Genomic DNA, 14,714 nt, shown 5'->3' on the forward strand with positions numbered 1-14,714 from the left:
ACAAAAAAATGAAATTTATATTATTATTTTTTATTTTTCTTTACTTATCTATTTTTTCACTATTTGCTCAAGTTGATAGTTTAAAATTGATTTTAGAAAATGATTATATTCAAGACACTACTAAAATAGATGTTTGGAATCAGCTTAGCGAAAAATTGCAATATACTGATGTCGCACAGGCTATGGTTTATGGAAAAAATGCTCTTCAGTTAGCAAAAAAAATAGAAAATACACGACGTATTATGCTATGTAATAATAGTTTAGGGATTATGTATGCTATACAAGGTGATTATCAAGAAGCATTACAATACCTTCTAAATGCAGAACAACTTGCTTATCAACTCCAAGAGTATGATAATCTTGCTCATATTTATAGTAATATTGCAGGTATTTATGCGAGAGAACAAGAATATTCAAAAGCTTTAAGCGTAGCAGAAAAAGCGTTAAAAATAGATATTAAACAGAATAATATATCTAATATAACAACTTCTTATGGTAATATTTCACGCCTCTATAAATATCTAAAAGATTACTCTAAAGCATTAGAGTTTCAAGATAAATATTTAGAAATGCTAAAGCAAAATAATCAATTTACGCCCAAGACACTCTGTTATGCTTTTCAAAATATAGGAGATATATATCGTTTACAAGGTAAATATGATGAAAGTCTAGAATGGTTTGAGAAGGCAAAAAAGAACTGTCAAGAAACAGATAATGTCATTAATGTAACAATTATAGGACTTAATCAAACACAAGTTTATGTAGAACAGAAAGAATATGAAAAAGCTATCACTAATGCTTCCAAAATACTTGATTCTTTAGAAAAACACCCTTCTTTATTAGAGTTAGAAATGGCATATCAAGTCTTAGCTCAAGCTCATGAAGAAAGTGGAAATGAGAAAAAAGCTATTTTTTATCATAAAAAATATGCACAAACAAGAGATTCTTTATTCAATCAAGAAAAAGAAAAAACGATACAAGAAATGCAGGTGCGTTTTCAGACCAAACTCAAAGAACAAGACATACAAAATCTAACAGAAGAAAATAACTATCAAAAACAACTTACTTTTAGAGCCTACTGGGCAATTACGGGGCTTATTGCAGCTATTTTATTACTTATTGCATTAGGTATTTCTTATAATAAAAGAAACAAACTAAAAGAAAAATTAGCAAAAAATGAAATTGAGCTTTTAGAACAACAAAAACAAAAAGGCATTACTGAACAAGCAAAACTAAAGGCAGAACAAAAATTATTAGAACAAGAGCAAAAACGAATTTTGGTAGAGTTAGACCACAAACAAAGAGAACTAAGTTCGACAACAATGTATATTTATCAGAAAAATGAATTATTAGAAAACTTAAAAAATAAATTAGAAAAGCTAGAATCACAGTTACAAACAGAAGCTAAAAAAGAAGTAAAAAGCATAAGAAAAAGCCTACAAAGTAGCCAAAATATGGATGAAGACTGGGACAGGTTTAAACTTCACTTTGATGAGGTACATCCCAATTTTTTTAGTTGGATTGCTAAAAAATATTCCTCCCTTACACAGAATGACTCTAAACTTTGTGCATATATCAAAATGGGTTTGAGTAATAAAGAAATTGCCAGTCTTCTCAACGTAAATCCAAGAAGTATTCAAGTAGCAAAATATCGTTTGAAGAAAAAAATGAATCTTGAAACAGAAGACGATTTAACCAAAATTATTCAAGAAATAGCCTAATAAAAATCTTCTAAAACCTTGCTGTATCCTTTTTGTAGTGTCAAAAACGCACTTTTTTATGTAGTGTAGTGCTTTTGTAGTGCCTTGAAGTTAGCCTTTGAATCCTCTATGAACGTACTTTGTGATATCAATGTCCGACAAGCCTAAAGTTTATTTAGTTGGACAATTTTTGAATCATCAAATTTATATTCTTATGTACACATCAAAGTTTTATTCCATCGCCTTACTTCTTCTTTTCTGTATAAGTGCTTGTAGTCCCTCAGCAGAAAACGAACAAAAAAAGTGGAAACATAACACAGCTAATGTCAATGATTTAATGAAAGCATTTCCCACTTTTGCTAGTCTCTTAGAAGGAGATTTGAAGGAAGCACAAACCAAGTGGAGTGAAGCCGAAAAAATATCAGAAGCAGAACAAAAAGCTCAAAAAATGAGCGAAGCTAACGATATTATTTTTGGAGATTATATTTCTCAACTCTATTCAGCTAAAAGTAGAATGGAAAAAGTAGAAGAGAAAAAGCAAAAAATACATTCCAAAAATCTTAGCAGTACGAAGGCAGAACAAGCTGAAGATGCTATCAAAAGTGCGAATGAAAAAGTAGCTAAAGCAAAGACAATTTTGTCTCAAAAAGTAGCTACCAAAACCGAAGCGCAAGAAGTAGTCAAAGAAGCAAATGCCGAACTGATTGCTGCCGTAGCTGCATTAGATAGGGCGCTTAAAAAGAAGAAAAAACGTAAGAAAAAATCTTAATCTTTTGTTTACTCTTTAATTTCAAAACTAAAAATTTTCATGAAAATGACCCTATTTCTAAGACACAGTTTTTTTGTGTTGGTGTGTTTCCTTTGTTTACATACAATTTCACATGCACAGACTTCTAAGAGAATTTCAGTTGCTCTGCAAACAGAAAGTATTTCGCCTCCTATTATTCGCACCTTCCCTCTTCATTTAGGAGGAGAGGTAGGGCTTCTATTAAAGCAAACTGAAAAAACAAAATCTTTCAGAGAGTGGAATGCTTTTTTAGGTTTTTATCATCACAAGAGAGTTCAAAATGCTTTTTATTTAAGAGGAGATTATACACATCGTCTCAAAATCAAGTCTTCTTTTACTTTTGATATGATTGGAGGGCTTGGCTACATGCATACCTTTTATCCAAGTGAAGTCTATGAATTAAATTCTTCAACAGGAGAATTCGAAGAAATCACACAGACAGGAAAGGCTAGAGCCATTGCACAAGTAGGAATAGGTTTTTCATATATCAAGAACCCTAAAATTCAACCTTTTTTTAGAGTAGAAAGTGGTATCGAAACACCTTTTGCCAATGGGATTCCTTTTATTCTTCATTCTTTTATCAAAATAGGTACTCACATTAAACTTTAATATTCTAATGAAAAAAATAATTTATTTTATAGCACTAACACTCTTAATATTTTTAAGTAGTTGTGAAAAAAATGAAGTCTTGCCTCCAGAAACATACTCTTGTCAATTTGATTTTCAAGATTCTAGTTCTTTACATATAAAGGCTGCCAAATATCAACAAATATTAGATGAAGGTAGAAAAAATGGAATCATTGGAGCTTCTCTTCTTGTAAAAGATAAAGATGGAGTTTGGGTAGGTGCAAGTGGAAAAGCTGATATTGCATCAAAAGTAGATGTAATGCCTTGCAATCGTTTTTTGATAGCCAGTATTAGCAAAACTTTTACAGCAACAGCCATATTTGCGTATGTAGATAAGGGGATTTTGAGCATAGAAGACCCTGTCAGTAAATGGATAGATGAAGATATTATTTCCAAATTAGAAAATGCAGATAAAGCATCTATCAAACATTTATTAAACCATACAAGTGGACTTGCCGACTACTTTAGTACACAATATGAGTTAGATAGAATCAATACAATTCATAATAATTGGAAACAAGAAGACATACTAAAATATGCTTATAACAAACCTGCTACTAATGCAGTAGGCGAAACGTATTATTATGCTAATTCTAATTATCTTTTATTAGGAATGATACTTGAAAAAGCATCAGGCTTGAAACTAGAGCAAGTTTATGAGCAAGAAATCTTTACTCCTCTAAATCTGACAAGTGCTTATTATGATACTGATAACCCTTTACCAAAAGACGTAGTAAAAGGCTATGTAGATTTTTATGGCGATGGAAAGTATGTAGAAAGTGAGTTTTTGTATAAAGATGAACTCAATACAGCAGATGGCGGTATTGCTATAAATGCTTATGACTTAGGTGTTTTCTTTGAAGGTTTGATGAAAGGTAATTTAATTTCGACTGAATCTTTAGAACAGATGACCAACTGGGCAAACCTACCTAGTGATTGGGTAGATGAAGACTTTGGGCATTTTCAAAATGGTTTGGGTTTAGAGTACAACCGTACCCCTTACGGCAATTCCGTAGGGCATACAGGAGGTATAGATGGATTTCTTAGTATTGCTCAATATTTCCCAGAAGAAGATGTTACTTTTATTCTTTTGGTAAATAGTGGTTCGTATGAAAATGCAGAACGATTATTTATTTATAATGAAACCTTAAAAGCCATTTTTGAATAGTTTTATAAACCCTAAGACAGTGTTTAACAAGTTTTGCATTATTTTTTTGTGTTCAACTCTAAGTAGTTGAACACAAAAAATAAACATTAAATAACTTTTATTACACGGTGCAAAATATTTTTTGATATATTTTCTTTCATTTTTTACTAAAAAAATACTTTATGAAAAAGCTACTTTTTATTACGTTGATACTTCTAACTTCTTGTACGACTACGGTACAAACAATAAAATCAGGTACTAGAAACACCAATACTCCAGAAGACTTTGGTTTTAGTTCTGATGTATTTGTCCAAATGATACAGACAATAAAAAAGGAAAAGTTAAATGTAAATAGTATTTTGATTACTAAAGATGGACAAACTGTCTTGAATGCTAATTTTTATCCTCAAAAACCTAGTTATCTACATGATGTTGCTTCGGTAAGCAAAAGTATTACCTCTCTCATGATAGGTGTTGCAATAGATGAAGGACATATCCAAAGTGAAAAGCAAAATATAGTAGATTTTTTTCCAAAAGATGCTCATTTATTTGAAAATATATCTGCAAAACAGATTACTATAGAACAGCTTTTAACCATGTCTTCAAGCATTTGCTCAGATTTCAGACAGGGAGAAACGCTAAGAGAAAAAATGAAAACCAAAGATGAACCACTTAAAGAAGCACTCGCAAATTTGAGTAGCTCACAGAATGAGAAGTTCGTTTATTGTTCTGTTGGCGTACAAATACTTTCAATGATTATATCAAAAGCAACAGGAATGACACTGGAAGAATATACTATTAAAAAGTTATTCAAACCTTTAAACATAACTGATTATAGATTTGCAACAGACCAAAATGGAGATACAAATGCTTCTGGAGATATATTTCTGACAGCAGAATCGCTCAATAAAATAGGAGTATTAATTTTAAATGAAGGAAAATATAATGGAAAGCAAGTTATTTCTAAAGATTGGATACAAAAATCTACATCTCCTCAAATAAAATTAAGTCAAGAAGAATTGTATGGTTTTTTGTGGTGGTTGAGAGAAGATTTGGGAGGACTTATAGAAGGACAGGGAAGAGGAGGACAACGCCTTATTATCCTACCAAAGAAAAAATTGGTAGTAGTTATGTTTGGAACAGGGTTTTCTAATGATAAAGTAGGAGGGTACATAGCCAAGGCTTTAAAATCAGATACCAAAATACCAAACAATCCAAAAGGGTATACGTCTTTAAAAGAAGAACTCAAAAGTATTCAAAAACCATATAATTTACTTACTCCCAAACCTATTCCTGCACTAGCTAACGAGGTGTATGGAAAGAAATATATTTTTCAAAAAAACGAAGCTGGACTTACTCATTTTATATTGAACAGTAAAGAAAATGCACTAAATCAATTTACTATCGCTTTAAAGACAGATAATGGGAAAATTGAAACAAGAGAAATTCCTCTAGCCATAGATGGAACATATAAAGTATCAAAAGCTACTCGTTTTCAGACCTTTATGGCAGCACGTGCATTATGGACAGATGAAAAGTCTATTTTTATAGATTACAATGAGTTTTCGAATGCACATAAATATAATATCAACATACGTTTTGATGAAAATAAGGCTATTTTCTCTATCCAAGATGAGGCAGACTATGGCGAACCCACAACCATATCAGCTAAAAGAGAAACCCTCAATTAATCATTGACACATCGAAGAAGTAGAATGGGCAAAGACTTATTCCACACATGATACTGTTTTGTTAGATAACACTCAAAAAATCAATCCTAATCAAATTATCTATTCGTGCTACTTTTCAAAAACAAACAAATAATTTTTACAAAAAACAAAAAATATGAAAACGACATTCACACTTATTGCATTTTTTATTTTGAGCCTTTCATTTGCCCAAAATGACACCAAAAAAACAGACTCTACCTCTCACATTTCTGTCAAAGACTTAACTTTTATGATAGGAACTTGGGAAGGAGAGGGTTGGATTATGAAAAGTAAAACAAAACAAGAGTTTATACAAAAAGAAACCATACGCCCTAGTCTTGATAGTACCATCTTAATTATAGATGGGTTAGGACATGATAAAAAAGATACTACAAAAATTATTCATGAAGCATTTGGTGTAATTTCTCTTAATGCTGAATCAAAATTGATAGAAATGCTTTCCTTCTCTAAAGCCAATGGAAAAATGGAAACACCCATCCTATTTTTAGGGGAAGGCAAATTACAGTGGTCTTTTAAAGATGAGAGAGGAGGAACTATCAGATTTTCCGAAGATTTTTCCGAAGATGGGCTATGGGTAGAAAAAGGTGAATATTCTTTTGATGGGAAAAACTGGTTTAATTTTTTTGAAATGAAACTCAACCGAGTGGAATAAAAAATGATAATGGGGGGACAGAATTATAAATCTACCTATCAATCTAGCAATATTTTAGTAAAAAGAGGAACAGAATGGAAGGCTGTGCTTTCACACGTTTCTGGGATAAAAAATAACTTATAAAATTATGCTCAAATATTTTTTCTTAATCACTTTTTATTTGTTTTTACAAGTTCATACATACGGACAAGAAGCAAATAACACTCAAAAAAAATCAGCCCTTTTGTTAGGAATGTATCACTTTGATAATCCAAATAGAGATACATATAATATGAAAGTGGATGATTATCTCTCAGTAAAAAGACAAAATCAAATACAAGAAGTAGCCGATAGTTTAGAAAACTACAAACCTACTAAAATTATGGTTGAAGCTCTTCCTTCCCAACAAGCTACTTTAGACAGTTTGTATGAGCTTTATTTACAAGACAAAATTACTTTGGATGATATAAAAAATGGAAAAAATGAAATATATCAACTTGGTTTTAGACTTGGTAAAAAACTGGGAGGAATACCTATTAAGGCTATTGATCATAATGGAAATTGGTTAGCTCCCTATGCTGATTTTATTGCTGATACATTATCTTTAGAATATTATCAAAAAGATTATGCTGAAAAAGCTGCTCAAAATAAAAAACAACAAGAGGCATTTTTATTAAATACTGTAAGGCAGAATTTGATATATCTCAATCAGTGGGAACAGATTTTAGAAAATCATACCTATTATAACAATATTGCTGTTCAAGTAAAAGATACAGCTACTATTATGTTTGGTTATCAAGAACAAGAACAAGAAATTGAGGGTGTGCCTTATTTGATGCGTTCTTTTGATTTTAATAATATCGGAGTCGAACTTGTCACAGAATGGTATAAACGTAATTTGTTTATTTATAGAAATATTTTGGAAAATACGGAAGAAAATGAACAAGTACTTATCATTTTTGGAAGTGGACATATTCGTTACTTGCAACAAATGCTAGAAGATAATACTGAGTTTGAAGTAGTAGATGTAAACCAATTTTTGAAGTAGAAAGACATGAAGATATTTTTAGCAACATTCAGAGGTAAAAAAAAGGACATCATGAGAGTCTTACTTCAAACTATTATATTTCTACTATTTAGTAGTAGTCTTTCGTTCGGACAAAATGACTCTAAAAACTATTCAGTAGGAATAAAGGCAGGTATTGATTTTATCAAAAATAAAGATTTGGCTGCTTCCCCTTTAGTCTATTCTGGTTTTGGATTGCCTGTTGGTTTTTCTTTTTCTCGTCAAAGCTCAAAGACATTTCATTATTTGGAAAGTAATCTTATTCTTCCTGCTATTACAAATAATTACCCGATTACATCAGATGTTAATACTTCTTTAGAAAACTGGACAAAAGTAGATTTTAATTATCATTTTTTATATCACTTAAATAAATACCAAACCCCAAAAACTAAATTTTATGTAGGAACATCTCTACAAACAACATATTTTGAAAGAAATTATGACTTCTTAGATGGACAAAACTGGGAGTTTCTTTCTTCACTCAATGTCAAGGCAATGACACAATTTAATTTATTTCCTAATCAAGAATTAAGGCTTCAAATAGCTTTACCTCTTTTGGCTTTCATTCATCGAAAAACAGAAATTACATTAGATGAAAATTTATTGGAAGATTTTTATGAAGGAAATTTTTTACTAAAATATGGAAAATTCAAACCTGTTTTTTCAGAATGGCAGAGTATCAACTGGAATATTTCTAATCGTTTCAAATTAAATAAAAAAATAATTCTGTCTGTGGAAGCAAATACAAATTACTATCAAATAAGCTTTCCTAGACAAGTCAAAAACCGAAGTACAACTATATTATGTGGAATAGAATATCAATTTTAAAGGTTTTTCGTGGTTTTATGTGGGTTTTATTTGGCTCACTAGGTTTGATAAGTTGTATTGATTCTGCACCATCACCGACAGATAAAAAGGCTGTTTTTGATGAGCTTTGGCAAAGTGTAGAGCTTTATGCTGCTAATTTGGACAATCGTGGTGTAAACTGGGATAGTATCTATACAATTTATTCTTCTCAAGTAAATAATTCAATTACAGATGAGGAGTTTTTTGAAGTGTGTAAACAAACACTTTTTTCTATTCAAGACCCACATATCACACTTATTTCTCCTTCAAAAGAATTTTATACTTTAGATAATTTGGGCTATGAATCAAACATAGATTTACAAACCACTCAAACGCTTTATCTTTCTAATTTGATAACGGATTCTAATCAAATTTTTTCGGCAGATATAAAAAATAGAGAAAACATTGCTTATCTCTATATTTCTAATTTTAAAGGAGATAAAAACAGTAATTTACCTACCATTTTTGGAAAATACATAGAAAGTATTTCAGAAAAAGACGGCTTAATCATTGATTTGAGAGGAAATGATGGTGGAAATGCTATCATTGCAGGAAAATTACTTGGTATGCTTACTTCTGAAAGCCAAATTTGGCATATCACACAAAACAAAATCTCTGAAACAGAGCTAGATGAGCCTTATACGTGGTATATTGAGCCTAATGAAAAAACAAACTTTTTAAAGCCTGTGGTTGTCTTGACAAGTCGTTTTAGTATTAGTGCTGCTGAACGCTTTGTAATGGGAGCAAGAAATTTGAATCAAGTTTGGGTGGTTGGAGATACTACGGCTGGCTCGCAGGGTTCTGTAATGGGAAGAGAAATGCTCAATGGTTGGAAATATACGCTTACTTTTGAAAAATGCTTTGACAAAGATGGAATTAATTATGATGGCATGGGGATTCCTCCAGATATTTATGTAACACAAAATGACTTTGTAGGTGATGAGATTTTAGAAAGAGCTTTAGAGCTATTTTGAAAAACTATAAAATATCTCCGATTTTTGCGTTTATATTAAACCTTTTTACTTTTCCAGTATCTAAAGTAAAAATAATTCAAGCACAACTAATTTACTTACTCAATGCAAAAATTAACAATTAAAGTTTCTATCGTCTTATTGCTTTTATTTTCTTTAGGGATTTATTCTTGTAAAGAAAAAGAAACGGTCAGTCCAAACTCTCAAAATACAGTATTAAATCTCCCTGATGAGCCATTCAATTATTCAAATATTGATTTTCCTGCTCATTTCTCAGCTCCAGATTTACATGGAGGTCCTCAAAATTCGATATTAAATAGTGATAATACACCAACTACAAATCAAATTACTGATGCAGGTGCAACACTCGGAAGGGTTTTGTTTTATGATAAAAATTTAAGTAAAAATGGTAGAGTGTCGTGTGCCTCATGTCATGTACAAGATAAAGGATTTTCAGACCCACGAGTTTTGAGTAAAGGTTTTGAGGGAGGAAATACTCGTAGGCATTCGATGGGACTTACAAATGCTCGTTTTTATGGAAAAGGAACTTTTTTTTGGGATGAGAGAGCAGCTACTTTAGAAGAACAGGTTTTACTTCCTATCCAAGATGAGGTGGAAATGGGACTTACTTTGGATACACTTATTGCAAGAATTGAAGATGCTGATTACTATGAGCCACTTTTTGAAGATGCTTTTGGTGATAAAACAGTAACGACAGATAGAATTTCGAAATCATTAGCACAGTTTGTTAGAAGTTTGGTCAGTTATGAGAGCAAATACGATATTGGAAGAGCTGGTGTAAATAGAGCGACAGAGCCTTTTAGTAACTTTACGGAAGAAGAAAATTTAGGTAAAATGTTGTTTTTAGATGCTTTTCCTTTGCGTGGTTTGGGTTGTACTACGTGCCACGGAACAGAAGCATTTATTACGCCTCAAAAATCAACAAACAATGGTTTGGATGCCGAATCGACAACAGATTTAGGAGTATATGAATCAACAGGAAGACCACAAGATATTGGAACTTTCAAAACTCCTTCGTTAAGAAATGTTGCGTTGCGTGCGCCTTACATGCACGATGGACGTTTTGCTACTTTGGCAGAGGTTATCGAACATTATAATTCGGGAGTACAAGCACATCCAAACTTAGAAATAATTTTAAAAGACCCAGAAGGAAACCCAAGAAGAATGAATCTTTCACAAGAAGAAAAAGATGCATTAGTAGCCTTTTTGAAAACACTAACAGATGAGAAATTTGTAGAAGATGAAAAGTTTAGTAATCCTTTTAGATAGAGAATAGAAATAAATATAATAAAACGCAAAGCACAATTATTGTTTGACTAATTGTGCTTTTTTGCTACTTCAATTTTACAATAATCGTTGTTTATTTACTTCAAAATGACTTCGTTTTTTAGCCATTCTGATTGTCCAAATGATAGAAATTAGGATTGTCATAATTCTAAAGATATTGCTATCTATTCCTCCAAGCGCATTGTTATTCGTTATTTCAAAAATCCCCCAATACAAATTCATTAATAAATGGAGGAAAATAACTAACCATAAATTGTAATTCCATTCAGTAAAAAGCCACGCAAACCAAATTCCACCAACCGAAGTAACTGCCATTACGCCCAATGTATCTAATACATCATTGCCTTGCCAAAGATGTCCAATTCCAAAAACAAAAGCACTTACAAAAGCAGCAGGAATAAACCCCCATTCCAAACGACGAAATAAAAGCCCAAACAAAAAAGCACGAAATACCAGTTCTTCACTAAAAGCAGGTAAAACAGAACTAGATAAGGCTTTGAGAAAAGTAAAGTTTTGAGGTAAGAAATTACCTATCAAAAAATAGCCTACAAGCATAGGAAGTGTACACAAAAAAGCAATTTCAATTCCTTTCAAAAATCCGTTGTTCAATCCAATTTCGGTAGTCAGCTTTTTCCTAAACCAAACCAAACAGACAATCAAAATAATTCCAATTTCCCAACCATAAACATAGAGTAATTTTTGCCATAATTCATCTAAGTTTTGGCTAGAAAATCCAGTTAGTTTTTCAATCCAACTTCTAACATAATTAGCTATCAAAAAAATCAAAATGATAAAAAACGCTTCTTTCTGAAAATAACGAGATTGTGATTTCATCTTTTTTAAAATTAGAATTTGATTTTTGTAATTTAATTTAACAAAGAATATTTTACACTAAAATAAGATTTTTTGATAAAAAACACACTTTTTTTCTGCTGTCTATCTATTGTCTATATGTCTTTTTTGTTAATTATGATTAAAAATTCTTTATTACATTATTATTTTTAAAAATAGAATCTATATGCCACGTTACTTTACAATCAAATTTTTGAACTTATGGACAGACGAAATTTTTTAAAACAATCTGCTTTAGTTTCTCTAGGTGGATTACTTTTACCTTCTACTTTTTTATCTTCTTGTAGTAAGGATACGCTTTTTGAAGAAACAGATTATGATGGAAAAGTTACCATTATTGGCGCAGGTGCAGCAGGTCTTTATGCAGCTTATGTTTTAAAGTCAAAAGGAATTGATTTTGAGATTTTGGAGGCAAGTAACAAATACGGTGGACGTGTCGGAAAGCTAGATACATTTGCTAATTTTCCAATTGATTTGGGAGCGCAATGGATGCACGGAACAAATACTATTTTAGGAGATATTGCTCTTAAATCAAAAACAAAAATTACGGTTGATGAATCCGAAGCTGTTTTTTGGTTTCAGAATCAGCTTGTAGAATCTTTGCCAAAAGATATTTCTATTTTTAGTGGCGAAGATTTGCCTGATGTTTCTTATCAAGAATATGCCTCTCAAAAAGGCTTTGGAGAAGAATACAAATATATTGTAGAAAATATTGCAGGTGACCAAGGAGCAGCAGCAGCAAGACTTTCAGCCAAATACAATGGTATTGATGAAGAAAAACTCAATTCGGGCGATGATGATTTGAAGTTTGAAGAAACCTTTTTTGATTTTATTGATAGAGAAATTGCTGTTCATGTAAAAGACAAAATTCAGTTGAATACTATTGTCAAAAAAATAGATTATTCTTCTGATAAAATTTCTATTACAGATAGCAATAATAGCGTTTATACGACTGATAAAGTAATTATTACCGTTCCTATTACCATTTTACAAGACGGAGATATTGAGTTTTCTCCTGTTTTACCGAGCGCACAAACGGCAGCTTTTAATAAAATTGGAATGGATGCAGGAATGAAAGTATTTATGAAATTTAGTTCAAGATTTTACGAACAAAATATCATCGGAGGAGAAGTTTGTGCAGCTTATGCAGATGATAGCGTAGGAAAATCTGCTAATGACAACGTGCTTTTAGGGTTTGTAATGGGCATACAAGCCGAAGAACTTACAGCTTTAGGAAGTGATGAAGCGATTGTAAATGCACTTTTAGCAGAACTAGACACGATGTATGAAGGACAAGCAACAGCAAGTTTTATAGATTCTCACGTCGAAAACTGGACAACCAATCCGTTTGTAAAAGGTGCATATTCGTACAGCAGCGTAGGCATAGGCGATGCAAGAAAAGAAGCAGCCAAACCAGTAAACGATAAATTATTTTTTGCAGGAGAGGCGATGGCAGCAACAGGTTATCAATCGGTACAAGGTGCAGTCGAAACGGGTTATAGAGAAGTAATCAATCTTTTAAATACGGTCAAAAAATAATATTTCTCTAATCCTCGTTGACGGCAACGCCTCAACGACGGTTTATTTTATTCTACTTTTAAATCTTTTTCTAACCGTCAACGAGGCTTTGCCGTCGTTGAGGTAAAAATAATTATATGAAAAATAAATTCGTTTTTTCCTGTTTATCAATCTTCTTGATTGCTTTTTGCCTTACTTTTCTAGCCCAAAAATCAATGGCTCAACAGCTTCGTTTTGGTGTAAGTTATACCTATTTGTATTCCAAATTATTGAATCAAAATATTCAAACCTATAACTTTAGTCGTCCTTTTTTGGAGAAAAAACAGCCTTTACTTACTCACGGTTTTGGTTTTTCTTTATCTTATCTTTTTGGCTCGTCTTCTGATTTTTCTCACGGTATAGGTTTGTCTTATTCTCGTTTTGGAAGTAGCGCAGAAAATGATGGACTTAATTCTAGTTTTAATCAAAGTTTTGCCAAATTAGGTTATATTTTTCACTATCAACAAAATGAAAGTCCTTTTTATATAGAGTTACAACTGTCTGGTATTGGTGGAATGTTGGGAAGACAAATTAATGATGAAGCTTTTGAGTTTGATGGAGAAATGGCACGAGTTTATGGAATTGGAGGACATATAGGGCTAAGAACAGGCTACGAATTTGCGCTTAGTGATAAATTATTTTTATCTCCTTTTGTAGATGTCGGCTATGCCCCTTATTTTTATTCGCCAAATACAGAAAGCATTTTGAACCAAACAACAGAACTTATTAGTGAAGAAGAACCTTCTCTTGTGAATGCTTCTTTTGGGATTATTTTGCGTAGATAATTTTCTATTTTACCTCGTTGACGGTAAAGCCTCAACGACGGTTTAATTGTAACTGAAAGTCTATTTTTAGTCTTTCAGTTTTTTATTATTTAACAATAACTAAAAGATTAGTTGTAAAGTTTGTTTCTTTAGTTTTAATATCGTAGGTTTGTATCAACTAAAGAATTAGTTGTTTTTAAAGCGACTCAGTTTTTTAAAAAATATTTCTCAATTTTTAATCTTTATTCCCCTCTGCCGTTGTTGGTGTCCTTACCAATGACATAAAATTACCCACTATGCAAGAACTCACAAAAGCCGAAGAAAAAATTATGCAACTCCTTTGGGATGCAGAAAAAGCATTTGTAAAAGAATTAATAGAAAAAATTGAAGGCAAAAAGCCAAGTTATACTACCGTTTCGACAATTATCAGAATATTAGAAACCAAAAAGTTTGTCGGACATAAAGCCTACGGAAATACACATCAGTATTTTCCATTAGTAAGCCGAGAAGAGTATGCAAAATTTGCGACTAGAAGCGTTTTGGATAGATATTTTGATGGTTCATTCAAAAAGCTAGTTTCCTTTTTTGCCAAAAAAGAAGAAATAGATATTGACGAGCTAGACGACATTATGAAAATGATGGAAAAAGAAGAAGAGAGAAAAGACAACAAAAAATAATTGAAAAACAAATTATCAGACACTTCAAAGTGTCTGATAATTTAGTGAAAC

Annotated in this window: 14 protein-coding genes; 13 read left to right on the forward strand and 1 reads right to left on the reverse strand. The window is 31.7% G+C overall.

From position 1 onward, the window contains the following. Nucleotides 1-8: 8 nt before the first annotated feature. From ACE193_RS18075 to ACE193_RS18120, 10 genes are all read left to right on the forward strand, one after another. Nucleotides 9-1,721: a tetratricopeptide repeat protein gene (locus ACE193_RS18075; protein ID WP_375559623.1), complete on the forward strand. Its 1,713-nt coding sequence runs from the start codon at nucleotides 9-11 to the stop codon at nucleotides 1,719-1,721. A 193-nt stretch (nucleotides 1,722-1,914) separates the two neighbouring features. Next, nucleotides 1,915-2,469: a hypothetical protein gene (locus ACE193_RS18080; RefSeq protein ID WP_375559624.1), complete on the forward strand. Its 555-nt coding sequence runs from the start codon at nucleotides 1,915-1,917 to the stop codon at nucleotides 2,467-2,469. 45 nt (nucleotides 2,470-2,514) lie between these two features. Beyond that, nucleotides 2,515-3,096 (forward strand): hypothetical protein, encoded by a 582-nt coding sequence (locus ACE193_RS18085; RefSeq protein WP_375559625.1) that lies wholly within the window; start codon nucleotides 2,515-2,517, stop codon nucleotides 3,094-3,096. A gap of 7 nt (nucleotides 3,097-3,103) precedes the next feature. Continuing rightward, the gene (locus tag ACE193_RS18090; protein WP_375559626.1) at nucleotides 3,104-4,282 is read left to right on the forward strand and encodes a serine hydrolase domain-containing protein; all 1,179 of its coding nucleotides are present in this window, start codon (nucleotides 3,104-3,106) and stop codon (nucleotides 4,280-4,282) included. Between the two features lie 161 nt (nucleotides 4,283-4,443). Beyond that, nucleotides 4,444-5,952, forward strand: a complete 1,509-nt coding sequence (locus tag ACE193_RS18095; protein WP_375559627.1) for a serine hydrolase domain-containing protein — start codon at nucleotides 4,444-4,446, stop codon at nucleotides 5,950-5,952. Between the two features lie 154 nt (nucleotides 5,953-6,106). Beyond that, entirely contained in the window at nucleotides 6,107-6,643 is a 537-nt protein-coding gene (locus ACE193_RS18100) for a hypothetical protein (protein ID WP_375559628.1), read from the forward strand. 127 nt (nucleotides 6,644-6,770) lie between these two features. After that, nucleotides 6,771-7,670 (forward strand): DUF5694 domain-containing protein, encoded by a 900-nt coding sequence (locus tag ACE193_RS18105; RefSeq protein ID WP_375559629.1) that lies wholly within the window; start codon nucleotides 6,771-6,773, stop codon nucleotides 7,668-7,670. Nucleotides 7,671-7,721: 51 nt separating this feature from the next. Continuing rightward, nucleotides 7,722-8,516: a hypothetical protein gene (locus ACE193_RS18110; RefSeq protein ID WP_375559630.1), complete on the forward strand. Its 795-nt coding sequence runs from the start codon at nucleotides 7,722-7,724 to the stop codon at nucleotides 8,514-8,516. Continuing rightward, nucleotides 8,492-9,508 carry a S41 family peptidase gene (locus ACE193_RS18115; RefSeq protein WP_375559631.1) on the forward strand — a complete coding sequence of 339 codons (1,017 nt, stop codon included), beginning with the start codon at nucleotides 8,492-8,494 and terminating at the stop codon, nucleotides 9,506-9,508. The genes ACE193_RS18110 and ACE193_RS18115 overlap by 25 nt, the downstream gene beginning before the upstream one ends. A 102-nt stretch (nucleotides 9,509-9,610) precedes the next feature. Next, nucleotides 9,611-10,795: a cytochrome-c peroxidase gene (locus ACE193_RS18120; protein WP_375559632.1), complete on the forward strand. Its 1,185-nt coding sequence runs from the start codon at nucleotides 9,611-9,613 to the stop codon at nucleotides 10,793-10,795. A gap of 75 nt (nucleotides 10,796-10,870) precedes the next feature. Here the strand turns inward: ACE193_RS18120 and ACE193_RS18125 are convergent, their stop codons facing one another. Next, nucleotides 10,871-11,647 carry a lysostaphin resistance A-like protein gene (locus ACE193_RS18125; protein ID WP_375559633.1) on the reverse strand — a complete coding sequence of 259 codons (777 nt, stop codon included), beginning with the start codon at nucleotides 11,645-11,647 and terminating at the stop codon, nucleotides 10,871-10,873. Nucleotides 11,648-11,866: 219 nt separating this feature from the next. Here ACE193_RS18125 and ACE193_RS18130 point away from each other — a divergent pair, with 219 nt between their 5' ends. The 3 genes from ACE193_RS18130 (at nucleotide 11,867) to ACE193_RS18140 (ending at nucleotide 14,663) form a co-directional block, all read left to right on the forward strand. Beyond that, a complete protein-coding gene (locus ACE193_RS18130) occupies nucleotides 11,867-13,204 on the forward strand; it encodes a flavin monoamine oxidase family protein (RefSeq protein WP_375559634.1) in 1,338 nt (445 codons plus the stop codon). Between the two features lie 116 nt (nucleotides 13,205-13,320). Further along, nucleotides 13,321-14,007, forward strand: coding sequence for a hypothetical protein (locus tag ACE193_RS18135; protein ID WP_375559635.1), 687 nt, complete (start codon nucleotides 13,321-13,323; stop codon nucleotides 14,005-14,007). Nucleotides 14,008-14,282: 275 nt separating this feature from the next. After that, nucleotides 14,283-14,663 carry a BlaI/MecI/CopY family transcriptional regulator gene (locus tag ACE193_RS18140; RefSeq protein WP_375559636.1) on the forward strand — a complete coding sequence of 127 codons (381 nt, stop codon included), beginning with the start codon at nucleotides 14,283-14,285 and terminating at the stop codon, nucleotides 14,661-14,663. Nucleotides 14,664-14,714 lie beyond the last annotated feature (51 nt).

Origin of the sequence: Bernardetia aquimarina (assembly GCF_042180575.1) — a bacterium.
Taxonomy (GTDB): Bacteria; Bacteroidota; Bacteroidia; order Cytophagales; family Bernardetiaceae; genus Bernardetia.